Source organism: Sphingobacterium sp. UBA5670 (assembly GCF_002420705.1).
Classification (GTDB): domain Bacteria; phylum Bacteroidota; class Bacteroidia; order Sphingobacteriales; family Sphingobacteriaceae; genus Sphingobacterium.
In genome coordinates, this window is record NZ_DIIM01000030.1 from 15,260 (window position 1) to 40,190 (window position 24,931).

At 39.2% G+C, this 24,931-nt stretch carries 21 protein-coding genes; 7 read left to right on the top strand and 14 right to left on the bottom strand.

The window, feature by feature from the left end; translation table 11 throughout:
- Window positions 1–116: 116 nt before the first annotated feature.
- Window positions 117–1,253: a serine hydrolase domain-containing protein gene (locus tag B3C94_RS22225; RefSeq protein WP_293907915.1), complete on the bottom strand. Its 1,137-nt coding sequence runs from the start codon at window positions 1,251–1,253 to the stop codon at window positions 117–119.
- A 213-nt stretch (window positions 1,254–1,466) separates the two neighbouring features.
- Here B3C94_RS22225 and B3C94_RS22230 point away from each other — a divergent pair, with 213 nt between their 5' ends.
- The gene (locus B3C94_RS22230) at window positions 1,467–3,983 is read left to right on the top strand and encodes a TonB-dependent receptor (RefSeq protein WP_293907918.1); all 2,517 of its coding nucleotides are present in this window, start codon (window positions 1,467–1,469) and stop codon (window positions 3,981–3,983) included.
- 84 nt (window positions 3,984–4,067) lie between these two features.
- Here the strand turns inward: B3C94_RS22230 and B3C94_RS22235 are convergent, their stop codons facing one another.
- Window positions 4,068–4,979: a LysR family transcriptional regulator gene (locus B3C94_RS22235; RefSeq protein ID WP_293907921.1), complete on the bottom strand. Its 912-nt coding sequence runs from the start codon at window positions 4,977–4,979 to the stop codon at window positions 4,068–4,070.
- Between the two features lie 141 nt (window positions 4,980–5,120).
- On the opposite strand from B3C94_RS22235, the gene B3C94_RS22240 reads away from it, so the two are divergent.
- Window positions 5,121–5,834, top strand: coding sequence for a class I SAM-dependent methyltransferase (locus B3C94_RS22240; protein WP_293907923.1), 714 nt, complete (start codon window positions 5,121–5,123; stop codon window positions 5,832–5,834).
- A 408-nt stretch (window positions 5,835–6,242) separates the two neighbouring features.
- Here the strand turns inward: B3C94_RS22240 and B3C94_RS22245 are convergent, their stop codons facing one another.
- From B3C94_RS22245 to B3C94_RS22255, 3 genes are read right to left on the bottom strand one after another with little or no spacing between them, the layout of a single operon-like run.
- Window positions 6,243–6,698 carry an NUDIX domain-containing protein gene (locus tag B3C94_RS22245; protein ID WP_293907925.1) on the bottom strand — a complete coding sequence of 152 codons (456 nt, stop codon included), beginning with the start codon at window positions 6,696–6,698 and terminating at the stop codon, window positions 6,243–6,245.
- Between the two features lie 39 nt (window positions 6,699–6,737).
- Window positions 6,738–7,484 carry a hypothetical protein gene (locus B3C94_RS22250; protein WP_293907927.1) on the bottom strand — a complete coding sequence of 249 codons (747 nt, stop codon included), beginning with the start codon at window positions 7,482–7,484 and terminating at the stop codon, window positions 6,738–6,740.
- 52 nt (window positions 7,485–7,536) lie between these two features.
- A complete protein-coding gene (locus tag B3C94_RS22255; RefSeq protein ID WP_293907929.1) occupies window positions 7,537–8,727 on the bottom strand; it encodes a DEAD/DEAH box helicase in 1,191 nt (396 codons plus the stop codon).
- Window positions 8,728–8,955: 228 nt separating this feature from the next.
- On the opposite strand from B3C94_RS22255, the gene B3C94_RS22260 reads away from it, so the two are divergent.
- Window positions 8,956–11,370, top strand: coding sequence for an alpha-ketoacid dehydrogenase subunit alpha/beta (locus B3C94_RS22260; RefSeq protein WP_293907931.1), 2,415 nt, complete (start codon window positions 8,956–8,958; stop codon window positions 11,368–11,370).
- Between the two features lie 62 nt (window positions 11,371–11,432).
- Here B3C94_RS22260 and B3C94_RS22265 read toward each other — a convergent pair whose 3' ends face one another.
- The 5 genes from B3C94_RS22265 to B3C94_RS22285 all read right to left on the bottom strand — a co-directional run bounded on the left by B3C94_RS22265 (window position 11,433) and on the right by B3C94_RS22285 (window position 16,816).
- On the bottom strand, window positions 11,433–12,287 hold the full coding sequence (locus tag B3C94_RS22265; RefSeq protein ID WP_293907933.1) for an ROK family protein: 855 nt from the start codon (window positions 12,285–12,287) through the stop codon (window positions 11,433–11,435).
- Window positions 12,274–13,380 (bottom strand): chorismate synthase, encoded by a 1,107-nt coding sequence (gene aroC, locus B3C94_RS22270; protein ID WP_293907935.1) that lies wholly within the window; start codon window positions 13,378–13,380, stop codon window positions 12,274–12,276. The genes B3C94_RS22265 and aroC overlap by 14 nt, the downstream gene beginning before the upstream one ends.
- Window positions 13,381–13,584: 204 nt before the next feature.
- Complete coding sequence (gene aroA, locus B3C94_RS22275) at window positions 13,585–14,835, bottom strand: 3-phosphoshikimate 1-carboxyvinyltransferase (RefSeq protein ID WP_293907937.1); 1,251 nt, start codon at window positions 14,833–14,835, stop codon at window positions 13,585–13,587.
- Window positions 14,835–15,947, bottom strand: coding sequence for a chorismate mutase (locus B3C94_RS22280; protein WP_293907939.1), 1,113 nt, complete (start codon window positions 15,945–15,947; stop codon window positions 14,835–14,837). Before B3C94_RS22280 ends, aroA begins: the two co-directional genes overlap by 1 nt.
- Before the next feature lie 44 nt (window positions 15,948–15,991).
- The gene (locus tag B3C94_RS22285; RefSeq protein WP_293907941.1) at window positions 15,992–16,816 is read right to left on the bottom strand and encodes a prephenate dehydratase; all 825 of its coding nucleotides are present in this window, start codon (window positions 16,814–16,816) and stop codon (window positions 15,992–15,994) included.
- 558 nt (window positions 16,817–17,374) lie between these two features.
- Here B3C94_RS22285 and B3C94_RS22290 point away from each other — a divergent pair.
- Genes B3C94_RS22290 through B3C94_RS22305 form a run of 4 tightly spaced genes read left to right on the top strand, consistent with a single transcriptional unit; the run spans window position 17,375 to window position 20,200 of the window.
- Complete coding sequence (locus tag B3C94_RS22290) at window positions 17,375–17,851, top strand: thermonuclease family protein (RefSeq protein WP_293907943.1); 477 nt, start codon at window positions 17,375–17,377, stop codon at window positions 17,849–17,851.
- A 14-nt stretch (window positions 17,852–17,865) separates the two neighbouring features.
- Window positions 17,866–18,735: an EamA family transporter gene (locus B3C94_RS22295; RefSeq protein ID WP_293907945.1), complete on the top strand. Its 870-nt coding sequence runs from the start codon at window positions 17,866–17,868 to the stop codon at window positions 18,733–18,735.
- Window positions 18,732–19,349 (top strand): IMPACT family protein, encoded by a 618-nt coding sequence (locus B3C94_RS22300; RefSeq protein WP_293907947.1) that lies wholly within the window; start codon window positions 18,732–18,734, stop codon window positions 19,347–19,349. Before B3C94_RS22295 ends, B3C94_RS22300 begins: the two co-directional genes overlap by 4 nt.
- Window positions 19,346–20,200, top strand: a complete 855-nt coding sequence (locus B3C94_RS22305) for a nucleoside phosphorylase (protein ID WP_293907949.1) — start codon at window positions 19,346–19,348, stop codon at window positions 20,198–20,200. The genes B3C94_RS22300 and B3C94_RS22305 overlap by 4 nt, the downstream gene beginning before the upstream one ends.
- A 103-nt stretch (window positions 20,201–20,303) precedes the next feature.
- On the opposite strand, the gene rodA is transcribed toward B3C94_RS22305, so the two are convergent.
- From rodA to mreC, 4 genes are read right to left on the bottom strand one after another with little or no spacing between them, the layout of a single operon-like run.
- The gene (gene rodA, locus B3C94_RS22310; protein WP_293907951.1) at window positions 20,304–21,569 is read right to left on the bottom strand and encodes a rod shape-determining protein RodA; all 1,266 of its coding nucleotides are present in this window, start codon (window positions 21,567–21,569) and stop codon (window positions 20,304–20,306) included.
- Window positions 21,562–23,547, bottom strand: a complete 1,986-nt coding sequence (gene mrdA / locus B3C94_RS22315; protein WP_293907953.1) for a penicillin-binding protein 2 — start codon at window positions 23,545–23,547, stop codon at window positions 21,562–21,564. Before mrdA ends, rodA begins: the two co-directional genes overlap by 8 nt.
- Before the next feature lie 27 nt (window positions 23,548–23,574).
- Complete coding sequence (locus tag B3C94_RS22320) at window positions 23,575–24,093, bottom strand: rod shape-determining protein MreD (RefSeq protein WP_293907956.1); 519 nt, start codon at window positions 24,091–24,093, stop codon at window positions 23,575–23,577.
- Window positions 24,086–24,928: a rod shape-determining protein MreC gene (mreC, locus tag B3C94_RS22325; RefSeq protein ID WP_293907958.1), complete on the bottom strand. Its 843-nt coding sequence runs from the start codon at window positions 24,926–24,928 to the stop codon at window positions 24,086–24,088. Before mreC ends, B3C94_RS22320 begins: the two co-directional genes overlap by 8 nt.
- Between the last annotated feature and the right edge of the window lie 3 nt (window positions 24,929–24,931).

The window sequence follows — 24,931 nt, forward strand, 5'->3', positions numbered from 1 at the left end:
TTTTTTGTTTTATTACTATTCAAGGAATCCTAAAGCCCATGATTTTCTTATAAATCCCGGGTAAAAGCGAGCGATTTTACCTGTATGGCTTTTGTTTATTTGATGTGAATTGTTACTTATTTGATATATGTATTATACAACGCTCTTATACAGTCCTTAAGCAAAGGGTTGAAGTTATCGCTATCAGGAATATTGCAGCCATTTGTGATGACAATAAAGCCATATTTCTTCGCAGGATTGAAAAACATGGCGCTATAAAGTCCGTAGGCCGAGCCTGTATGTCCTGTCAACGTAATTCCCGGAACAATTTTAGAGTTGTTCATAATGGCCAATCCATAGCCAGATTCCTTATTTATGGCTGTCTGCATTATCTTCGCATACTTTTTACTGATGATGTTTCTTCCCTGACTATGACCGTAATTCATATGCATCATCATATATCTAGCTAAATCCAAGGCAGATATTTTCATCCCGCCTGTTGGGGAAAGTGTAGGCGTGGTGTAGCCCAAAATATATTGATTAAGTTCTTCCCTCCGTGGATTATACGCACTAGGTTCTTCATGCGGAGTTCCCTTTCCGTCAAAGGAATATAAAGGAACAAATCTCCTTTGGTCCAAAGAGTCTATGCAATAACCGCCATATAGATTGAGCGGTTTGAGGATATGGGTAACAATATAGCTATCTACCCGTTTATTGGTTAGTTTCTCGAGAACTGCGCCTGCCATATTAAAATTGAGATTGCAATACTGGTATTGTGTACCTGGTTCATAGGGATTGTACGAATCTTTCCAGTTTGGGTTTTTGGTCGGGTTAATAACATCAAGATTAAAATAACCGTTTTTATCGTTGATACTGGAGGTATGAGAAAGGACCATCCGAAGTGTGATTTTTTTGTCTGGGAAATTGGGATTTCTGATTGGAAACCCAATCAGATCACTAAAGTCGTCGTCCAGCTCGCACCGCCCATCTGCTATTAATTGCATAAATGATGTTGCGGTGAATGACTTTGAAATTGAAGCGATTCTAAAGAGATCATTTTCCCCAAGAGCCGTTTTTGCTTCCAAATTTTTGTAACCGTAATTTTTGTGGAACGCAATCTCGTTGTTTTTAACTACGACAACGCTAAGCCCAATTGCATCATACCGCTGCATAATTTCTGTTAAATCATGGTCGATTGGTGTATGCTGTCCAAACAAGTTGCTGGGAAAAAACAAGAAAATCAGGGAAAAGAGTAGGAGAGGATGCTTTCTCATAGAATCGATAAGTTGGAGTGTTAGTTATGGTATAAATGTAAGAAATCTACGCGATTAATTGGAATAAGCCCCTTATTAACTTATCCCCAGTATAAAGCTATGATACCGAGTTATCTAGGTGAAAGCTATTTTTATTTAAAACTATTCTAAACAATAAAATATTATTGTATGTTTGCGCCGACAAATAATTTTTACAACTCACAATTTATTAACATGAAAAGATCTTTTCTAGGACTTGTTTTAAGTCTAGGATTGGTAGGAGCAATTCATTTGGATGCATCGGCACAAAGTAAGGGGATACATGGCCGAGTTAAAACCAAAGATGGTGTACCAATTGAATCGGCGACGGTAACGATAGTTTCTTTAGGCAGGTCGACTTCGACTTCCGGCGATGGAAGCTTTCATTTTTCTAATCTCCCAGATGGAACCTATACTATTCGGATCAAAAGTATCGGAAATGGTGCTGAGGAGCGTACTATTGAGGTTAAAAATGGAAAGGCGACAGCTATTAATGTTGCTTTGAATATCTCTGAATCTCAATTGGAGCAAGTGGAAGTTGTGGGCTACAATTCGCATAACAGTAAAACCGTTAATGTCGGTAAGGCAGGGATTATTGATAGGGATCTGCCTCAGAGCGTACAAATTATAAATGAACAGGTGATTTCTGATCAACAGGTCAATCGCTTAAGTGATGCGCTTAAAAATGCAAATGGTGTCGCCATGGGGGCGAATAGAGGCGGTGTAAATGAAAACTTCTACGCGAGAGGATATAGTTTAGGAGGAAATAATATATTTAAGAATGGTGCACGAACCAACAATGGTGGTTCGATAGAGGCAAGTACTTTGGAGTCTGTGGAGATTCTAAAAGGTAGCTCGGCCTTGTTGTATGGAGGAGTATCCGGGGGTGCTGTTGTCAATTTAGTTACAAAAAAGCCGAAGTTTTATTATGGGGGGGAAGCTTCGATGCGTGTTGGAAGTTACGACTTTTATAAACCAACCGTAGATGTATATGGACCTATCTCCAATAAGGTTGCTTTCCGGGTTATCGGAACTTATGAAAAAGCGGGGAGCTTTAGGGATCAGGTCAAGTCAAAACGAACTTATGTAAATCCTTCTGTTCTATATAAAATATCGGATAAAACAGAACTCAACTTTACATTCGATTACTTAAAAAGTGATTTTACGCCCGACTTTGGAATGGGAACCGTGGATGGAAAGTTGAATAATGAAGTTGGAAGAAACACTTTTATGAATGTGCCTTTTGCTTTCAACAGGACAAACACTTCAAACGGACAGATCAATTTGAATCATAAGTTTAATGAGTCATGGAATCTTAATGCAATAGCAAGCTACCAAACATACGATCGAGATTATTATGGATCAGATCGGATTCAAGCGAATAAAAATGGAATTGCTCCGCGGAGTTTGACCAGATCCAAATCAAATGAGTTTACAGCCAATCAGCAATTGAATCTAACAGGAACTGTGAAAACAGGATCGATCAAGCATAAGATCTTGGTAGGAGCAGATGCCGATCAATCGCATGCAAACGCGTATGCCTATAAAATCGATGCATCTAAAAATGTGGGCGGTGCATACGATTCTATTTACGTCTTTAATCCCTCGCAAACTGCGCAGCATTTGGCTTCGGGAAAGGGACTTCGGACAGATATGCCACAAGCGGATTTATTGACCAAAACAACGACGGATATTTACCGTTATGGTGTTTTTTTTCAGGATTTAATTGAAGTTACCGAAAAGTTTAAAGTATTGGCTGGTATTCGTTATAGCTATCAACGTACACCGAATTCGGAAAAATATACCTATGCGACAAATCTATCGGAAGAAATCATAAATTTAGATGGTCAAAAAAATCCGATCGGAGCTAAGGTGGATAAAGCATGGTCACCGAAATTTGGATTAATTTATCAGCCGATTCCTTCTTCAAGTGTCTATGTTACTTATGCAAATAACTTTACATCGAATTCCGGATACGATGTGAATTATCAACCATTGGCTCCCTCCATCATCGATCAGTATGAAGCAGGTGTGAAAAATGACTTTTTCAATGGTCGTTTATCGGCAAATGTCGCTTGGTATAGAATCAACAATAATAAATTTGCGCAGCAATTATTGGTATTGCCTGATGGTACAAATAATAGCGATACAAATATGAAGGAATTTTCCGGAAAGACGGCCTCCAGTGGTTTGGAAGTAGATGTTACCGGAACCTTGTTGCCAGGATTAAATGTTATTGCTGGTTATTCGTACAATTATATGCGCTATACTGAGACCAATCCGATTTCAAGTTATACTACCATAGTTGATGGTAAGGAAAAAGTGACAGAGATCTCAGGAAGCGAAGAAAATGTACGTTTGGTAGGAACAACGGCGCATACCGCTAATGGAACTGTATTTTATACTATTCAAAATGGACCAGTCAAAGGATTGAAATTAGGTTTCTCTGCATTTTATACTGGCCGTCGTAATGCCGGTTGGAATAACAGTAAGATTAATGTTCGTGACGGCCTAAATCGTTTGATTTCAGTTAGTCCATTTACAACAATAGATTTTTCCGTTGGCTATGCTTACAAAAACTGGAGTATCCTGGGTAAGCTATCTAATATTACCAATGCGTTCAACTACTATATTCATGAAAACTATAGTGTGAACCCGATTCCCCCACGTAGTTTTATGGCAACATTAGCCTATAAATTCGAGAAGAGGTAAGACTACTCTCCAATATATAAAAAAACGGAGCCCGCATGCTGTGGACTTCGTTTTTTTATGTTGACAAGCTCGATAGATATATTTTTAGGAGGCATTGAAATTGAGGTACTCTCTTTGAATACATTCCATAAATTCTCCTAAAGCGCTGTTTTTGCTTTTTATATTGGAAACGAGGATAACTTCTGTTTTACTGTCCACATCTTCAAGTTTCCTGACTTTTAATTTTAAGTGCGGATATTGTTTGATGGTGGATGCGGGCACTACTGCAAGCCCTAATTCTTGCGATACCAATTCGAGAATGGAAGACATCGAATTGCTCTGATGGACAAATTTGGGTTCGAATCCCATACGGTTACAGGTATTGATAACTAGGCGATGATATTCGGAAGCGTATTTCTGATTGAAAGAAATAAAACTTTCATTAAAGAAGTTGATTGCATTGAAGTCAACCTGTGCATGTCCTACAATCACCATAGGGTCTTCGAAAAGTAAGGTTGTCAGCAATTCACTCGAATAAATTGGAGCACGCATGATACCCAGATCCAATTTTCCATTTTCCAAAGCCAGCTTTTGTTTCTGTGTCGAAGTTTCAAAAAGGCTAACCCGTAGGTATGGAAACTTTTGTTGAATCTGCTTCAATACCGTAGCAAGCATCTTTTTGGGCGTTGAACTGATATAGCCCAATTTGAATTCTCCAGAGATATTGTTGTGAATCTGCTTAGTGATTGTTTTGCTATGCTCGATATTCTGCAAGATCTCAGCAACCTCTTCCAAAAAGTATTTACCAGCTTCCGTTAATTCGACTCGTTTGTTTGTGCGAAAGAAAAGAATGACGCCTAATTCGTCCTCTAAATCTTTAATCTGCCGGCTTAATGGCGGCTGAGACATAAATAAGCGTTCTGCTGCTCTGCCAAAATGAAGTTCTTCGGCTACTGTTTTGAAATAAATAAGATGTCGGATTTCCATCGATACTTTTTTGGTATGAATTGATGACAAAATAAATATTTTTAATGAATTCTAGTTAGTCCTACCTTTAAATTATTAAAAATTAGTGGATGAAATACTTTTGATCGGTGAATATAAAAAGCTGATGAATGGATAATTCATTTGAACTTCAAACAACAAATAAATTTAAAGATGAACAAAGCGACACTACAGGAAATTGAAACGCGGTTTGACAATGACGTGGAACGGTTTTCAAATTTAGAAACAGGCCAAGCTACGACCTTGGATGCGGTCTGGAATATGGAACTGATCACAGATGCCATTTCTAGTCTTTATCCCGATGCAAAACATATTCTGGATATCGGATGCGGAGCAGGAAATTACGATGTAAAGCTTCTGCAAAAATTGCATTCTAATCCAAATGTTAGTTTAGTGGATTTAAGTCAGCCTATGTTGAATAGAGCAAAAGAACGCGTGGGAGCATTGACTAATGGTCAAATTCATTTAATAAAAGGGGACTTCAGGGAAGCCGCTTTGGAGGAAAACCAATTTGATGTTGTTATCGCAACGTCAGTTTTACATCATCTGCGAGACGATGAAGATTGGGAAAATACCTTTAAGAAGTTATTCCGATTATTGCGAACTGGAGGAAGCTTATGGATCTTTGATTTAATTGAGCAAAATAATGAACATCTTCAGAAGTTAATCTTTAAGGAAAAATATGGGGAATATTTATCGAAGCTGCGGGATGAAGAATATCGTGATCATGTTTTTGACTATATCGAACATGAAGATACCCCGAGATCCCTGATCTATCAACTCAATTTATTAACACAGGTAGGCTTCAAAAATATTGATGTTTTACACAAAAATCTATGTTTTGCGTCCTTTATGGCATTTAAGTGATTTTTTTAAATGTAGATTGATACAGATGTGCTTTCAAAAACTATCTGAGCCATGTTGAAAAAAAATATTTTAAAGTATTTTTTGTAACACATGCTGTTAATAGCGGGCTTAAATGCATTAAATGGGAGTAAAACAAATAAGGCGATACGGGGAGTATCGCCATAAAATCACACTAACTATTAAAAAACCTATAGGACTAGGAATTTACAAATTCAATAAACCAATGTCTTTCTCATCCCACGCTCTTCTACCTTTATTCCTCATCACATGCGAGGTATCAAATAAATAATAAAATGTAATTATTAAGGTCAATACTTTAAAAAAAACAAGTATTTCCATTGGTTTACGTAAAGATATGTCTTTATTTTTAAAATACAAATAAAAATGGTGAAAATCGAAAAATTATTATTATTTGATGGTTTTTAAGAATTCTTCCCAAGCGATTTGATCTGTTTTGAAGGTCAAATCTTCCGTTAAAACAGATGCTATTGGCACCCATCGAAAAGATTGAAGTTTATTATCTTCGGTCCTTTGCTCCGGATCGAAATTAAAAGCGGTGTTTGTTGTTCTGATTTGAATAGGAGAGGTATTCTCTACCTGGTAGTAAATCGATATGATTTGGCTATCATTAAAGCTTGATTTCTCATAAAAGTCTGTCGTGTAAATATGTTTAACAATAGCAATGTCAAAATCACACTCTTCCTGATACTCGCGGATCAAAGCATCCAATAAGCCTTCTCCGTATTCTAAGCCTCCACCAGGGAATTTGGTAAATGAAACATTTTCCGTTCTTTCGTCACTGATCAATACCTCTTGTTTTTCATTGATCAATATTCCGTATACTCTTACGTTAAATGGAAACATGAGTTAATTATGTGTTTGTATATATATATAGTTTTTTATTTACAGTGGCATAAAACCATTGTCTACCGCAAATTCATCCAATCCTATATAGGAATAATGTCTGGGAAGAAACCAGCCTATAGCCTCCATGATATTTGTAAATTCCTTTTCTGTCCGGAATTGATTTGCCACAATATTGAAGGCTAAATCTTGTGAAGCATTTTCTTCATCTTTATAATTACGGGCCAGGAGCATAACCTTCGCATTCTTTACACCATAATAATCCAAAAACTCACGTAATTGCGTGCGTACTGCTTGCGGTAGAATGGTCTCGGCGGGTTGCCCAACCAATATTTCTTCATCTTTGCCGATAATAGTCTGTTCATTTTTCTTTGTAAAGATGCTATCGTCGGTATAGAATTCTCCGTTTAGAAAGTAGTTGACTAAGTCACCGTAGGTAAATACCCAATCCGGATTTTCGTTTTGTGTGTTGATGGCGATACCAAAACCTTTTGGTAATACAAAATCCTTTAAGCGATTTTTAATGACAAATGCTTGGAAGTTCTGGTCTTTCGGAACACTTTCGAGTTGAAAATACGGGAATCCATCCGGGCCAACAACAACTTCTGTCTCGGCTAATTTTAGTGTACATTCAGCAATATTAGCTAGAAATATATCACGCCACTGCTCATCCCTTTCTTCAAAAGGAATCTCCATCAGGCTATTGACTATAATCGTTTTTTCCAGGTCTCCTAACCGGTTATCATTTGCGTTATTGCTATCATCAAATAAATGTATTGTATTCATCTCGGATTGTGATTTTATGATTTGCTGGTAAAAGTAAAAGAATATTTATTAATTAACGACGTTTTCTAGATTTTGAAGAACCTTTTCGTGCACTGGTTTGACTACTGGAGAGCATTTTCTCCCAGCTGAGCAAGTAAGGGTGCTGATCATCAATTCTAATTTGCCGCTTTAAGGATAGCTGCAATTTGATCCACTTTTCATTGTCCTCCGCATCGCAAAAAGTGAAGGCTTTTCCGTCAGCCTCAGAACGGCCTGTCCGACCAATGCGGTGAGTATATAGTTCGGGTGAATCTGGAACTTCATAGTTGATGATTGCCTCCAGTTCTGGAAAATCTACTCCACGCGCCAAGAGGTCTGTAGCAATCAAAACACGTATTTCTTTCTGTCTAAACTTAGCAATGATCTCTTCTCGTTTTTGTTGTGATTTATCGCCATATAAAGCTGAACAAGAAATGCCATTTCGGTTTAAATCTGTTTCGATCCGTTCGACGGCATGGACAGTTCGTGTGAAAACGATCGCCTGCCCTGAAATTCGGTTTTCAAGGAGATGGCGCAATAAGCTCTTTTTATCATTTTTATCTACATATAACACAAACTCCTCTATCTGGCCTTTTTTTACGGTTTCATCAATGATGATCTCGACAGGGTTATTTAACTTTTTTCGAACAAATTTTTCGATTTCAACGGTTTTTGTTGCCGAACTAAAAATAGACTGTCTTTCGGCTGGCAGTTTATTGATGATTTTATTAATATCCGCAGCAAAACCAAGGTCGAGCAATTGATCAAATTCATCGATCACCAATGTATCTATCGTCTTTAAATTAATAATCCCCTGATCAATAAAATCTAGCAAACGTCCCGGAGTAGCAAGGATCATGTGTGCTTCCGGATAAACATCCAATTGACTTTCATAAGTTCCGCCGCCATAAAAGCTGGCTATGATCAAATCCATTCCGTCGATAAGATTCGTTATGCGCTGTTGTGTTTGAATACAAAGTTCCCGTGTCGGGAGCAGTATAAGGATTGATAGACGGCTGGTGGTAACTTTAGTTTTTAAACGCTGAATAATCGGAATGGCAAAAGCTTCTGTTTTTCCCGTTCCGGTGGGGGCAATCGCTAAACAATCTTTGCCCTCTAAAATGGCAGGGATAGCTCTTTCTTGAACAGGTGTAAGCGAAGAAAGCTTTTGTTTTTCAAGATTAGCGGTAAGGAGTTTATCGAGTTTTAGTGCTGAAAAATTCAAAATAATGAATATAAAACCCAAAAGTAAAAATTAAAAAGGACAAAGCAGGTTTTACCTAGCTATGGGTATCAAAAAATCGATAAAAATTAGGATTTTTTATCAAAAAGTACTAATTTGAAAAATTAGAATATTCTATTTTAAATATGAACTACAGATTGTCAATTTATTTGACAAACACCAATTATATAGAATAATATTTTTGTTAAATTTGTTGAAACAAAAAAGAATATGTTTGATACTGCATTTGACCAAAACAATGAATCTATTTCCACTTTGAGCTTTGACGAGTTCAAAAAGATTATTGTGAATGATTATCGAACTGCCTTGGAAAGTCGTTACGTGAGTTTATTGGGACGTAAAGAAGTGCTTACAGGTAAGGCTAAGTTTGGTATTTTTGGCGATGGAAAAGAATTGGCACAAATCGCGATGGCTAAAGTGTTCAGAAATGGGGACTGGCGGTCGGGATATTACCGTGACCAAACATTTATATTTGCTTCAGGCATCAGTGATGTCTACCATTTTTTCTCTCAGTTATATGCTCATCCAGATGTGGAGGCAGATCCTTCCTCTGCGGGAAGACAAATGAATTGCCATTTTTCGACACGTGTTGTGGACGATCAAGGTAATTGGCTGGATCAAACGGTTCAGAAAAATTCATTTTCAGATATTTCGACAACGGGCGGTCAGATGGCGCGATTGCTGGGTTTGGGGCTTGCTTCTAAATTATATAAGCAGAATCGAAACTTAGATTATCTATCCTATTTTTCAAATAGAGGGAGTGAAGTTGCATTCTGTACTATTGGCAATGCAGCTACTTCTGAAGGTGTATTTTTTGAAGTTATCAATGCCGTGGGTGTACATCAGATTCCAACAGTTATCTCCATTTGGGATGATGGATACGGCATATCCGTTCCTAATGAAATTCAAACAACAAAAGGTGATATTTCAGAAATCCTTAAAGGTTTTCAGAAGGAAGAATTGACGAATGGAATAGAAATTTTCAAAGTGAGGGGCTGGGATTATGCGGGTTTATGTGAAACTTACGAACAGGCTGCACAAATTGCTCGCGAGAAACACGTTCCATGTTTAATCCACGTGACCGAATTGACACAGCCTCAAGGACATTCTTCCTCTGGTTCGCATGAACGGTATAAATCGCAGGAAAGATTGCAGTGGGAGACTGACTTCGATTGTATAGCAAAAATGAAAGAATGGATCTTAAGTTCTGGTATTGCTACTTTAGAGGAGTTGGATCAATTGGATCAACATGCTAAAGATCATGTTCGTCAAGCACAAAAACGAGCTTGGGCCGACTATATCCAGACTTTGAGCATCGAGGCGAAGGAGGCAATAGATTTGCTTCAGCGCATCCCAAATGAAAGGGCTGATTTTGCGTCAAAGAAATTACAGTCTATGGTAGAACCTTCTTTGAAAGAAGTGTACGGTCAGGTCCGGAAAGTATTGCACGAGCTGAAAGGTCAGCATAGCGAGGGGCGCCAGCATTTATTGAATTGGTACAAGAAGAAGCAAGAACTTAATGAGAAACGTTATAACTCAAAGTTATTTACGGATGGTGTAGATTCACCTGCTCATGTAGCTACGGTACCCGCAATTTACAGTGAAGAAGCTAAAGTTGTCGATGGACGTGAAGTTCTGAATCTATGTTTTGAAGAAAACTTTAGACGTGACGAAAGACTATTGGCATTTGGAGAAGATGTTGGAAAAATCGGGGATGTAAATCAAGGGTTTGCTGGGTTACAAGAGAAGCTTGGTGTGCACCGTGTATTTGATACAGGAATCCGAGAAAATTCAATTATCGGAAAAGGACTTGGTTTGGCAATCCGTGGACTTCGTCCAATTGCCGAAATCCAATATCTAGATTACTTAATATATGGTATTACGGTAGCAAGTGATGATTTAGCAAGTTTAAGTTATCGTACTTTTGCCGGCCAGAAGGCACCTGTTATTATTCGTACGCGCGGCCATCGATTGGAGGGGATATGGCACTCCGGATCGCCGATGTCGGTAATTTTGGGTTCCTTGAGAGGCTTGCATGTATGCGTGCCCCGCAATATGACGCAGGCTGCCGGAATGTACAATACCCTGTTCCGCTCGGATGAGCCGGCAATTGTTGTGGAATGTTTGAATGGCTATCGTTTAAAGGAGCGTTTGCCAGAAAATGTCGGTGAATTTACAGTGCCAATCGGTTATGCTGAATGCGTGAAAGAAGGACGTGACATTACCGTGGTATCATATGGCTCAACTTTGCGTGTCGTTGAGGAAGCTGCCGTGGAATTGGAACGTCTAGGGATCTTTATCGAAATAATTGATGCACAAACATTGCAACCTTTTGATAAAGGGAAGCTGTGCGCGGAATCACTGAAAAAAACAAATAAACTATTAATTGTAGATGAGGATGTTCCTGGAGGGGCCTCTGCCTTTATCTTACAAGAGATATTAGAGAAGCAAAATGGCTATTACCTGTTGGATAGTCAACCGCGAACACTGACGGCGAAAGCACATCGCCCACCATATGGATCAGATGGAGACTATTTCTCCAAGCCATCTTCCGACGATGTGGTAGAGACAGTGTATGCAATTATGCATGAAGCTAATCCAGAAAAATATCCATCTATGTTTTAATAGATGGATATTTTCCTAAATAACCAACCCAAAGATTTTGATGGTTGGATTGATATCTTTTCTTAACTGAATATACTTGCAGCACCAATCATAGCTGCTTTCTCCCCAAGTATGGCTGTGTGGATTTGAAATCTTTCAAATTCTTTTCGGTCTGCGATGAAAATAGGAAGTGCTTTTGCAATATTGCCGCCGACTATAAATATTTCAGATGCATGTTTCTCAGCGAAAAACTGCATAAAATCAAATAGATGTTTAGCGTATTCATCTTTGATGATTTGAAACTCTTCAGATTCTCTATAATTATCCAAAATTTCTTTAAGCCCCGTAACATCTTTTCCCGCTATTTCCTTGAAACGTCTGACGAACCATCGGGTAACAAGAAATTCTTCGAAAATACAATCTTCATAAGGGCTATTCCATAAGGCTGCATCAAACGCCTTTTCGCCTTTATTCCATACTGCGGATCCAAGCCCGGTTCCAAGGGTAATGCCCAGTATCCGATTGTTTGTTTGCAAGTTCTGTACGAATATCTCGCCCTGTAGGAAGGCGGCAGCATCATTGATAAAGTGAATGGATTGTTTAGAAAGTCCCAATTCTTCTGCTAAAAGACCCTTGATATCTTTTTGATAAAGATCGTCATACTTACTTTGTCCCTGTATCTCTGATATTCCATTTTCGTAGTCGAATGGTCCCGGCATGGCAATACCAATGAACTGAATGGGAGTAGGTGAAGTGGCTATGATATCCTGTATAGTTGATGCCCAGGTGTGTAAAATCGTTTTAGCATCTCCTTGAGAAAAAACGTGGTTTCTGGCCACGTTTTCTAGGTATATATTCCATTGTTTTGTGTCGATGATACAGGCAGAAATATGTGTGCCTCCAATATCAACACCTACGACATAATTATCTTGCAGCATGTTTGTAACTTTGATTTTTAAGTAGATGATCCGCGATTACAAGTGCTGCCATAGCTTCCACAATAATTACCGCTCTCGAAACAACACAAGGGTCATGTCTTCCCTTGCCACTTGCAATAGCAGGGTTGCCATGGATATCCACTGTCTCTTGATCTCTCATGATAGTGGCAACAGGCTTAAATGCTACTTTGAAAGTAATATCCATACCATTTGAAATCCCGCCCTGAATACCTCCAGAGAAGTTGGTATGTGTGTGCACTCGATTTAAATCATGGTCATCTGCTACAAATATATCATTATGTTCGGAACCTCGCAACTCCGATCCAGCAAAACCTGAACCATATTCAAAACCATGTACAGCATTGATGCTCATCATTGCCTTGGCAAGGTCCGCATGCAGTTTATCAAAGACCGGTTCGCCCAATCCGACGGGGACATGTCTGATGACTGCTGATATGCGCCCGCCAACAGTATCTCCAGCTTTTCGGACCGAATCGATAAATTCAACCATTTCATTTGCAGTTGCTGGATCTGCGCAACGTGCAATATTTGATTCCCGTAGATCAAGAAGGGCTTTTAGGTCTTTTGTGTCAACATTTGGTGCTTCAATAGTACCGACTCCAGAAACGTGGGCAAAGATTTCTATGCCAAATTGTTTTAGAAAACTTTTCGCTACAGCGCCAGCAGCAACACGGGCTGCTGTCTCTCTCGCTGAAGAACGTCCCCCACCGCGATAGTCACGGATCCCGTATTTCATTTGGTAGGTGAAATCAGCATGGGAAGGTCTGAAGATATCTTTGATATGTGTGTAATCTTTCGAACGCTGGTCTTCATTTGGAATGATAATCGCAATGGGCGTTCCAGTTGATTTTCCTTCGAACACGCCGGACAATATCTGAGCTGTATCGCTCTCTTTCCTTTGCGTCGTGATCTTCGATTGACCTGGTTTTCGTTTGTCGAGCTCAGACTGGATAAATTCCTCGTCTATTGTTATATTTGAAGGGCAACCATCAATAATTACACCTATAGCTTTGCCGTGTGATTCGCCAAAAGTGCTGATCCTGAATAAATCGCCAAATGAATTTCCTGCCATAAAAATTAAATTTCAATAAACTTAGATAAATTTGCCTTTATATGCAATTTTAAAGCGTTGGACGGAACAGAAATTTATGGAACCGTCACTCAAGTAAAGCTTCACTGATTGCGTCACAATTATTTGCCCAAGCTAAAAGCTCTTCTGGGATAAAATAGGTAAAAAACAGGGATTAATGTTGATTTAATCCCCGTTGTAAAAATGTTAGTCAATTATAAAAGCTTGTGCCTGCAAATGTTTCCAAAAATCAGGATATGATTTTTCCACAACTTGCGGTTCAGCAATCTTGATCTGGTCAAAAACTAATGCCAAAGGTGCGAATGCCATCGCCATGCGGTGATCTTCGTAAGTATCGAAGGTTACTTGTTCAGGCTGATATACCTTTGCTGTTTTAAGGTGATAGGTGTCGCCGTCCTCAAGCAGTTCAGCTCCAAACTTTGCAATTTCAGTCTGTAGTGCGGCAATGCGGTCAGTTTCCTTAATTTTTAAGGTTTCTAGTCCTGTAAACGATATGTCACGTTTTAATGCCGCAGCAACAACAACGACAGTTTGTGCAAGATCGGGACATTCTTTAAAGTCAAATAAGGTTTTGTCCGAATCGATCTGCTTTTTATTTAAATGTAATCCGTCTGATTCAAAGCTTGATTGTACACCGAAATGTTCCATTATGCTTGCAATCGCAATATCACCCTGTAAACTATTTTGTCTTAATCCAGGCAATACTATCGATGCGTCTGCGCCTGCCAGTGCGACGATCGCGTACCAATAGGAAGCAGCACTCCAATCCGGCTCCACATATATCGTTTGCTTATCAAATACCTGCGGCGCAATTTTAATCGCATTGTCTTTCCATTCATGTTGAATCCCGACACTTTTGAGCATATCCAACGTCATGGATACATAGGGTCTGGAAGTTAATTCGCCTTCAATTTCTAAAGTCAGTCCCTTTTTTAAAGCCGGTGCAATTAATAAGAGGGCCGATATATATTGGCTGCTGATATTTCCCTTAATCTTAACACGGTCTTTCCCTTGAAATAGTCCGCCCTCGATCTTTAAAGGCGGGTAACCTGCCTTTTTTTCGTAGTGGATTTCAGCGCCAATTTCTTTCATAGCGTCGACCAATATACCGATAGGACGCTGTTGCATGCGTTCTGTCCCCGTAAGGATAAAATTTCCTTTGACTAGGTTGAGATAAGCTGTCAGGAAACGCATAGCTGTCCCGGCAGGACCTATATCAATGGTGTTGTAGCCCGGTTGGGGATCTGATGCGATCTGCAATACTCGATTTAGCGTTACGGTATCGGCGGCTTCAGAAAGGTTGGCGATTTCAACTTGTCCTTTGCTCAGCGATTGGATAATAAGAGCACGGTTGCTCTCAGATTTTGAACCTGTGAGTTGGACCGTGCCTTGTATCGTTTTTGATGGATGCGTCAGCGTGATGACTTGTTGATTCATTATGCTTCTGCTGTTGGTTGTTCCTGCGTGTTCATAACCGCATTTTGTTTGCGGATAGATTCGTTGTGAATTAATTCGAGGAATTTTGTCGCAAATTCACTTCCTAATGAAAGCGCTTCTGCTAATTTTGTGCGTTTTTGAACAATCTCGTCCCAACGGTTAACTTGTAAAATAGTAACATTGTTGTCGCGTTTGTATTCTCCGATTTTCTCCGCAATTTTCATACGCTCACCAATTTTTTGGATGATTAAATCATCTAATTTATCGATGTTGCTACGCAATTCTGCTAATTTATCTTCGAAAGAAGGGTTATCAGAAGCTGCTTTACGTAAGGTCAAGTGGTCGATCAACTCGGCCAAAGCAGCTGGCGTTACTTGTTGTTTTGCGTCAGTCCAAGCGACAGATGGATCAATATGTGATTCCATAATCAATCCTTGCATATCCATATCCATTGCTTTTTGTGCGATATATGGCAACAACTCTCGGTTTCCGCAGATGTGACTTGGATCGTTAATGATTGGTAGATTAGGACAAGCAGTTTTTAACTGAATCGCCAAATCCCACATCGGTTCATTACGAAATGCTGTTTTTTCGTAAGAAGAGAAACCTCTATGGATGGCACCTAATTTTTTAATACCAGCACGATTGATACGTTCCAATGCACCGATCCACAACGACAAATCAGGGTTCACTGGGTTTTTAACAAATACTGGGATATCAACGCCTTGTAAAGCATCTGCAATCTCCTGTACAGTAAATGGATTAGCCGTCGAACGTGCGCCTACCCATAAAACATCTACACCTGCAGCTAATGCTTCTTCTACGTGTTTTGCTGTTGCCACTTCAGTAGCTGTTAAAAGACCTGTTTCCTCTTTTGCTCTTTTTAACCATTCCAAGCCAATTGAACCGATACCTTCAAATTCTCCCGGACGGGTACGAGGTTTCCAGATGCCGGCACGTAAAATGTTTACTTTTCCTGTGTTTGCCAACAAATGTGCTGTTGAAACCAATTGTTCTTCTGTTTCAGCACTACAAGGACCTGCAATGATTAAAGGTTTGTCTCCTGTGTCCAACCAAGATTTTAAAGGAGTGATGTCTAATGTATTTTTCATGTTAAGTTTGATTATCTATTTTATATTGTATACGCTATTGTTAATTATAATTTTTCGTTTTTGACATATTCGCCCATAATATTGAAATTGATACTATGTTTGAGCACCTTCCGGATCGCTGCTTCGTAATCAGTCTGTTTTTTCCATTCCACGTCAACGAAAAAGTCATATTCATTGCGTTTCCCAATGACAGGCATAGACTGAATTTTGCTTAGATTAATATTCTGCTCAGCGAAACATTGTAAAATGGTTGCTAGAGATCCGACCGTATTTCCTGTTTGGAAAGATAATGACGCTTTATTCGCATTTTTATGTTCTACCACCTCATTGGATAATACTAAAAAACGTGTAGCGTTCTTTTTATTGGTTTCGATTCTCTTTTCAAGGATTTCAAGGCCGTAAATCTCAGCAGCCAATGTGCCTGCGATCGCAGCTGTGTCCGTTAATTTGCGCTCAGCAATCATTTTTGCAGTTGCCGCTGTATCAGAACCTTCTGTGATACGTACTCCTTCTAGTTCTGAAAGAAATTCTTCACATTGGCGAATGGCAATCGGATGTGATTCGATATGCTTAATATCTTTTAATTTAACACCAGGTAATACCATGAGATTCTGTTGAATGTTTAGGTATACTTCGCCCGTGATATGGAACTTGTAATCTCTTAGCAAATTATAGTTTGGTAAGAGGCTCCCAGCAATGGAATTTTCGATCGCCATCACGATATAATCGACTTTTCTTTGCTTGAGCAATTCACAAGTTTTCTTAAATGAATCACATTCTACAATTTCAACTTCTCTGCCGAAAAATTTAAATGCGGCTTCTTCATGAAATGAAGCCTTAGCTCCTTGTATTGCAATTTTTAAACTCATTGTTCTATGTTTGCGATTTTGTCCTTAAACAAAAAAGAGTCCCGATCATTTAAACCGGGACTCTTTTGTTTGTATTTTTTATGATTTATACACAATCTAATCCCGGCTCTTATTTTTAAAATAAAAGAAGTTAAAATAGAAATATGTATATGTTCTGTTCATCCTGTTGTTGTTTGACATTTCAAATGTACGAATGTTTTTGAAATATCAAAGAAAAAAATATTTTTTTATTGATATTATGGTGTTTATTTAAGTGTTTTTATATTGTTTTTTTAGTGTTTTTTATAAACTTTTTTGTGAGGTATTTTTTTGATTTTATTATACGTTTATTGCTTTATAATGTTTGTTTTTAATGTTTTGTGTGTTTATTTCTGCTTTTTATTCGTGTTAAATGGCTTTTATTTTACTGTTTTTTATTGGTTAAAATAGCTTGATTTTATGGTGTTTTTTTTGCTGTTTTTTATGTTAAAAATACGTGTTTTTATTGTTAATATTTACTCTTTTTTTTGCTGTTTTGTTGAAAAAGTATTTTACTACCTTTGACCAAATTCTGGATTTATGCTAAAGCGAATTAATTTTTATGGATGTGTTGGTGTGGTTTTTCTACTATCGACGGCTTTAAATTTCAAAGGGGAGGAAAAAGGGGCGAAGGTAAAACGGGTGATCGACGGGGATACCTTTGTGATTGAAAATGGCACTTCAAAAGGAGAAAAAGTAAGGTTAATAGGAATAGACGCGCCTGAAACAAGAAGGACGCCACGCAAAGAAATAGGTTATTACGGCCAAGAGGCAAAACAATACCTAACTTCGATGCTGAATGGGAAACAGGTCAAGCTTGTGTTTGATGTGGGAAAACGCGATCGATATGGAAGGCTTCTTGCTTATGTGTATCTTGGAAATAAATTTGTCAATCGGGATCTGGTCGAGCAAGGCTACGCGGTATCTTATACTTTAGCACCGAATGTGCAGTATGCGGATTTATTTGTGAAATTGGAACGCCAGGCCCGCCGGGAAAAACGTGGACTCTGGAAATAAATAGATTTTGAAGAATGATTTTTGTCTTATTAAGTGTCATCTGTAGTGTGACCGTAGCTGTACTATTGAAATTGGCTAAACAAAATGGAGTTGAAACCAAACAAGTTATCGTTTGGAATTATCCCGCAGCCGTTGCATTGACCTATTTTGTATTGCAACCTGACTTAAAATTGCTGGAATGGGATACGATGCCGGTTACATTGTATACAACCCTTGCGATACTGCTCCCGGGAATGTTTGTTTTCATCGCTTTGTCTATTCGGTACAGTGGTTTGGTCAAGACAGAAGTCGCACAGCGCTTATCTTTATTTATACCGCTGCTTGCATCTTTTTTCTTGTTTCATGAAAAGATGGAAGAACATAAAATGCTGGGGATATCTATTGGTTTATTGGCAATTTTATGTTCGATTGGCTGGCAGAAAAGCCAGAATGATGAGGGGACGAAAGATGGTCGTTATAAAATGCGTTATCCCTTGTTGGTATTTGTTGGTATGGGGATTATAGATATTCTTTTTAAACAAGTCGCTCTGCATGTCAATATACCCTATATCAGTTCCATGTTTATTATCTTTGTGATGGCGATGTTTGTTGCCACGTTATTGCTGTTCTATTTTCTTTTCGTTGAAAAGCAAAGTTTTTCGCGAAAAGCTGTAGGATATGGATTGGTTTTGGGGGTATTCAATTTTTGTAATATTCTATTCTATATGAAAGCACATCGGGCCTTGCCAGAAAACCCGTCTGTTGTGTTTACTGGTATGAACATCGGTGTGATTTCCTTAGGCGCTTTAATTGGCGTCTTATTTTTTAAGGAAAGGCTATCGCTATTGAATTATCTTGGTATAGCACTTTCCATTGTTTCAGTTTTAATCATAGCTTATCTATGAGTTTATTTGAAGATACTTATCGGACTATTGATGTCAAATATGAAGGGATTTTTAGGGATAAAGGAAGTAAGTTTATTGCTTATGCCTTTCCTTTTAAATCCGAGGACCAATTGAAAGATCTTATTTTAGAAGTGAAAGCCATTCATCCGAAAGCGAGACATCATTGCTGGGCTTATCGTCTGACAGTCGATCGGGCGTTGTTTCGTGTCAATGATGATGGCGAGCCTTCTGGCACAGCAGGCCGGCCTATTTTGAATGTGCTCCTGTCTATGGACGTGACTAACATTATCGTAATTGTCGTTCGATACTTCGGGGGAACATTGTTGGGAGTTCCGGGGTTAATCAATGCTTACAAATCAGCAACTCAAGATGCTTTGGCCCAGGCAGAAATTATAGAACGGACAGTTAATGACCACTACGGGATTACCTTTGACTACCTCCATATGAATGATGTCATGCGGATAATTAAGGAAGAAGGGGTGGAAGTTGAAAAACAGGAATTCGACAATCAGTGTTATTTGGAGTTTGGGGTCCGGAAAATGCAAGTTAATCGAATTGTAGACCGATTTTCCAAAATAGAAGGCTGTCAGTTAACTTATTTGTACACCATATGATTAACGAATCGGAATTGATTTTAAACGCAGATGGCAGTATATACCATCTGAATTTATTGCCAGAGGATCTGGCAAGTACCGTAATTACGGTGGGTGATCCAGATCGTGTTGCGAAGGTGTCAAAATACTTCGACCGTATTGAACTCAAGAAAGGAAAACGTGAATTTATTACGCATACCGGATATCTTGGCAATAAACGGCTTACCGTAATTTCAACAGGTATTGGTACCGATAATATCGATATTGTATTTAATGAACTGGATGCGCTGGTCAATATTGATTTTGCAAACAGAACCGTTAAACCTGCATTGACTTCATTGGATATCGTTCGAATTGGGACTTCTGGAGCTGTGCAGCAAGATATCGAGATGGGAACTATTTTAGCGTCCGCTTACGGAGTAGGACTTGATGCATTGATGAACTATTATCAGGGATCTTACGATGGCGAGGAGCAGACGTTTCAGGCAGAACTAGCCAACTATTTTTCCGCATTAAATCTGAAGCCTTACGTTTCGAAAGCTGGCACAAGCCTTCTGGATCGGGTCGCCTTTGATTTACCGAAAGGAGTTACATTGACTGCGCCCGGATTTTATGCTCCCCAGGGACGCTGTGTTCGCTCAAAGAATACAGTTCCTAATTTTATTGACCTAGTTAATTCTTTTAGATATAAAGGTCAGCGTTTCACCAACCTGGAAATGGAAACAGCTGGTATTTATGCATTGGCTAACATGTTTGGACATCAAGCTTTATCCATCAATGCGATCTTGGCAAGTAGGGTCGATGGTCGGTTTTCTTCCACACCTGAAGAAGTTGTTGATAAGGCTATACAGCTCGTTTTGCAGCGTATTTGACAGTTTCTCTGTGTCATGCGGGGGAGATGTTGATTTTTCTCAATTGGTGCAGTAAAAGAGTTGAGAAGAACTAGATAATTTTTAAATAGAAAAGGAGTCGTTTTTAAACAACTCCTTTTCTATTTGAATCAAATTTAAGCATGATGAACAGCAAAATGGTGAAGCTCCATAAAGATGAGCCACCATAGCTGATAAAGGGTAGTGGAATCCCGATAACCGGAACAATACCTATTGTCATACCGATATTGATAAATAAGTGAAAAAAGAGGATGGACGCTACACCGTATGCATATATCCTGGCGAAGGCTGAACGCTGTCGTTCGGCGATATGAATAATGCGTAGCAGTAAGGTGAGATAGATAAGTAATAAGGTAACCGATCCAACAAAGCCCCACTCTTCTCCAACGGTACAGAAAATAAAGTCCGTGCTCTGCTCAGGCACAAAATTGTATTTCGTTTGGGTTCCCTGTAAGTAACCTTTGCCTAGAAGCTGCCCCGATCCAATGGCAATCTTCGACTGATTCAAATTATATCCTTTGCCTTTGGGGTCTTCCATTTTACCCAGGATAATGTCAATACGGTCGCGTTGATGGGGTTGTAGCACATGTTCATAGACCAAGTCCACACAGAGAACAAATACAGCGCAGGCTGCAAAAAGTATACTCAAATTAATAATGTATTTCCTTCTCTTGCGGTAGTTCCACATGACAAGGCCAATGAGCAATGCCAAAATCAAGATAAGTATCCATGGGTTGACCAATAAAGCAAGGACAAAAAGTAAAATGCAGAGACCGCCAAATATAAGTAGCTCATTATTTACGTAGCCCTCACGGTAAAAGACAAAAATCAACGAGAAGAAGGCAAGGGCAGATCCCGTATCGGGTTGTAACATAACCAAAAATACAGGGAATAAGACAATACCGGCCCCCATTGCCAGTGTTTGCATGGTGGGCGCTTTATTACTTTGAGAACTTAAAAAGTTAGCCAAAAGAAGGCAGGTCGAAAGCTTAGCAAATTCCGAAGGTTGTAAGCGGAAAAAGCCTAAGTCAATCCAGGCCTGATTTCCGCCGACATTTCGTCCTACAACGAGTACGATGACAAGCAATACAGCCGTTATACCATAAAATATCGGTGAGGCGGAACTGAAAAACTTAGCATCGATGATCAGAATGGATACCCCTAGAATAATTGCGGAAACAAGATATAAAGACTGTTTTCCATAATTTGTCCCTAAGGTAAAGAAATTGGGCATTTCAGGATTAAACACAGCTGCGCGGATATTGAATAGGCCAATTAAACATAGTGCAAGCCAAAGCGTGATGGTTAGCCAGTCTATCTTTCCAAAGAAACTAGTTTTTTGATTATTCATATCTTCTCTTTATCTCGCTATGGTGAACAATTGTTTCTTTTGGTTTCGTTAAAGCAGCCAGTTGGCGTTTTGATTTTAACGTGTCCGTTTTTGATTTGACCGAATCAGCCTTTTTTACATCTTTAACTTTTGGATCGACCACTTTTTTAGGCGCAGGAAGAAAATTCGCTTTATAAATGCGGTCCTGAATATATTTTGGAGCAGTTATGGTGTCCTTGAGGTATTTTTCGACCATCATACTTGCAATAGGTCCTGCCCAGGTTCCACCGTAACCCGCATTTTCAACAAAGACAGCAATAGCAATTTTGGGGTTTTCTCGCGGCGCAAAGGCAAAGAAAACGGCGTGGTTTTCACCATGGGGGTTTTGTGCTGTACCTGTTTTTCCACACATTTCGATGCCAGGAATACGATTGGCCCAGGCAGTACCTTCCGGTGTATTGACAGCATCACTCATTCCTTGAATGACAACTGGGTAATATTTCTCATCGACACCGGCACTGATTTTTTCCGTGAATTCCTTCTTGGTAATTTTCTGCGCACCAATACCTTTGATCAAGTGGGGTCTATAATAGAAACCTTTATTGGCAACGATAGCCATGATATTAGCCATTTGTAATGGTGTTATACCCATCTCCCCTTGTCCGATAGATAAGGAGATGTTGAAACTTGAACGCCATTTATCATTACCATATCGTTTGGTATAAAAATCTGATGTCGGTAATAAACCCGGTTTTTCGCCTGGTAGATCGATGCCCAATTTATGGCCAATTCCAAACTGTGTCACTGCATTGCGCCATAGATCGTAAGCTTTAGGTCCGGACAGTCCACGTCCGTCGATCATTTTAGCATAGGTAAATCCATAATAGGTATTACACGATACAGCTACGGATCGCTGTAAGGTCGTTGAGCCATGATAGTGTGTACATCCCATCCAGCCGCGTCCACCGCCATAACTATATCCATGTGGACAGAAAAATACCGTATTGCGATCAATCACACCCGCTTGTTGGGCAGTCAAAGCCGAAACAACTTTAAATACCGATCCCGGCGGGTAAGAAGCTTGAATAGGCCGGTTAAACAAAGGATTTGTTGTTTTATCCTCCAGTAACTTCATATAATTATTTCCAGACTGTCTACCGACCATCATGTTTGGATTATAGCTTGGACTACTTACATAGGCCAAGATTTCACCCGTTGCAGGTTCGATAGCGACAATGGATCCCAATTTATTTTTCATCAGGTTTTCCCCTAGAATTTGAAGGTCTTTATCCAATGAGGAAACCAGCCCTTCCCCTGCAACAGCGAGTGTGTCGTATTTCCCCTCCATAAATACACCCTTAGGTCGGTTTAGTGCATCAACCATCAAATTGTTAACACCACGTTTTCCACGAATGAGGTCTTCGTAGGAACGTTCCACCCCGCTTCGGCCAATATAGTCACCGCTTCGATAAAATCCATTGGAGCGTTCAATATCCTTTTCATTTACCTCACTCACATATCCCAAAAATTGAGCAGCTATACTGTCTGGGTAGCTTCTGATTGTTCTTTTTTGAACATAGAAACCACGAAATTGATATTGGTATTCCTGGTATTGAGCCCATGTTCTTACCGAAAGTTGTTTTTCGAAAATCGACGCACGGTAGGGCGAATGCACCCTGGCTTTTTCCATACGTTTGATAAAGCCTTCCTTGTCAATATCTATCAATTTGCAAAACAAAGCAGTATCGATTTCTTTCACCTCACGTGGCGTAACCATGAGGTCGTATACCGGTTCATTCTGAACCAGCACTTTTCCTTTTCGGTCCAGTATAACCCCTCTGGCAGGGTAAACGATGACCTTGCGCATCACATTGCTGTTTGCGGAATGTATATAGGAATCGTCTATGATCTGCAAATAAAATAAGCGTGCCACCAAGGTCAGCGTGATGGCAATAAAGATTCCAGAAACGACGTACTTACGAGCAAAAAAACTGTTCATAGAAATGAATTTCTATCCATCGATCTACTACAACCGATCTTTCTTTTTGTAGAATAATATGCTAAATAATAGCATGATAATTACTGTAAATATACAACTTAAAACTATACTCAATAAGGTGTATTGGATGTGTTGGAAGGAAAAAGATTCCAGCAGATACAAAAATGTATGATGAATCAATGTTCCAAAAAAGATGTAGGAAAAGAACCAGCGAATATTCATAAAGCCCAGCATTGGGGTAAAAAAAGATTCGCGTTCTTCCACTTCAAGTGTAATCTGCATGAAGAAAATACGGAAGGCAGCCAATGCGACGCAAGCAGCCGTATTCACTCCCAGGGTATCGTAAAATGAATCTACGGTAAGTCCAGTTAGAAATGCGATCAAATACACCAGGAAATTGGGTGTTCCTGTCGGAAGTAAAAAAATAAATAAGATGTAAGGAAATGCAGCAACAAGATTATAATAACCGATATTCTGAAATAGGAAAACCTGCATTCCTATCAAAACGATAAATCGAATAATATTAAATATTAAAATCCTAGCCATTGTCCTTTGTCGATTCTTCTAATGTCTTTAATTCTTTGCTTAACAGGTCTTTTACAACATACACATGCTGTAAGTTGGAGAAGTTGGTGCTTAGTAATATCCTAAGATCCAAAAAAGCATCTCCAGAAGAAATACCTGTCTGAATGACCGTTCCAACAAAAATTCCTTTCGGAAAATGCCCCGAGTACCCAGAGGTATATACTTTGTCGCCTTTATTGACCTTGATGTGGTTTGGAATTTCCTTGACCATCGCGGCGCGGTAATCCATGCTGTTGCCCCATACTAATGAGCCAAAAACTTCGGTATGACCAAGTGTGACAGAGATACGGGTATCTGGATGCAATAGGGATTGGACCGTCGAAAAGTTCGGTGAAACATTCAATACAATACCGACAACTCCGTTGGGAGCGATTACACCCATTCCTCGCTCAATACCATCTTTACTGCCTTTATCGAGTGTTATCGTATTTGCTTTTTGGTGAATGCTATTGTTGATGACATTTGCAATAATAAATTCGTAACGACCAAACTCACTGCTGTCAATCGCGGGGACAGGGCCGATCTTGATGCTGTCTGTTGAACGATAGGCTTGTAAGTCTTTTCTTAGTTGTGCATTTTCCTTTGCAAGGGCATCATTGGTCTCTCCGAGGTGCAGGTAACTTTTCCAGGAATTGACTTTCGCATAAAGGCCTCCGATGATGCTATTTGAAGAATTTAAAACAGAATTACGTTGGAAAGAATTGTTGGTGATCACCAAAAATAACGAGAATCCAAAAAATAGGATAAACCAAAAGAATGCATTATATCGTCTTAGGAATAACCAAAGGTTTCTCATTTT

Excerpts from the sequence above, each read along its gene's own strand:
- B3C94_RS22225 (WP_293907915.1), bottom strand. The coding sequence starts at position 1,253 with ATGAGAAAGCATCCTCTCCTACTCTTTTCCCTGATTTTCTTGTTTTTT.
- B3C94_RS22230 (WP_293907918.1), top strand. The coding sequence starts at position 1,467 with ATGAAAAGATCTTTTCTAGGACTTGTTTTAAGTCTAGGATTGGTAGGA.
- B3C94_RS22240 (WP_293907923.1), top strand. The coding sequence starts at position 5,121 with ATGAACAAAGCGACACTACAGGAAATTGAAACGCGGTTTGACAATGAC.
- B3C94_RS22245 (WP_293907925.1), bottom strand. The coding sequence starts at position 6,698 with ATGTTTCCATTTAACGTAAGAGTATACGGAATATTGATCAATGAAAAA.
- B3C94_RS22250 (WP_293907927.1), bottom strand. The coding sequence starts at position 7,484 with ATGAATACAATACATTTATTTGATGATAGCAATAACGCAAATGATAAC.
- B3C94_RS22260 (WP_293907931.1), top strand. The coding sequence starts at position 8,956 with ATGTTTGATACTGCATTTGACCAAAACAATGAATCTATTTCCACTTTG.
- B3C94_RS22265 (WP_293907933.1), bottom strand. The coding sequence starts at position 12,287 with ATGCTGCAAGATAATTATGTCGTAGGTGTTGATATTGGAGGCACACAT.
- aroC (WP_293907935.1), bottom strand. The coding sequence starts at position 13,380 with ATGGCAGGAAATTCATTTGGCGATTTATTCAGGATCAGCACTTTTGGC.
- aroA (WP_293907937.1), bottom strand. The coding sequence starts at position 14,835 with ATGAATCAACAAGTCATCACGCTGACGCATCCATCAAAAACGATACAA.
- B3C94_RS22280 (WP_293907939.1), bottom strand. The coding sequence starts at position 15,947 with ATGAAAAATACATTAGACATCACTCCTTTAAAATCTTGGTTGGACACA.
- B3C94_RS22285 (WP_293907941.1), bottom strand. The coding sequence starts at position 16,816 with ATGAGTTTAAAAATTGCAATACAAGGAGCTAAGGCTTCATTTCATGAA.
- B3C94_RS22290 (WP_293907943.1), top strand. The coding sequence starts at position 17,375 with ATGCTAAAGCGAATTAATTTTTATGGATGTGTTGGTGTGGTTTTTCTA.
- B3C94_RS22295 (WP_293907945.1), top strand. The coding sequence starts at position 17,866 with ATGATTTTTGTCTTATTAAGTGTCATCTGTAGTGTGACCGTAGCTGTA.
- B3C94_RS22300 (WP_293907947.1), top strand. The coding sequence starts at position 18,732 with ATGAGTTTATTTGAAGATACTTATCGGACTATTGATGTCAAATATGAA.
- B3C94_RS22305 (WP_293907949.1), top strand. The coding sequence starts at position 19,346 with ATGATTAACGAATCGGAATTGATTTTAAACGCAGATGGCAGTATATAC.
- rodA (WP_293907951.1), bottom strand. The coding sequence starts at position 21,569 with ATGAATAATCAAAAAACTAGTTTCTTTGGAAAGATAGACTGGCTAACC.
- mrdA (WP_293907953.1), bottom strand. The coding sequence starts at position 23,547 with ATGAACAGTTTTTTTGCTCGTAAGTACGTCGTTTCTGGAATCTTTATT.
- B3C94_RS22320 (WP_293907956.1), bottom strand. The coding sequence starts at position 24,093 with ATGGCTAGGATTTTAATATTTAATATTATTCGATTTATCGTTTTGATA.
- mreC (WP_293907958.1), bottom strand. The coding sequence starts at position 24,928 with ATGAGAAACCTTTGGTTATTCCTAAGACGATATAATGCATTCTTTTGG.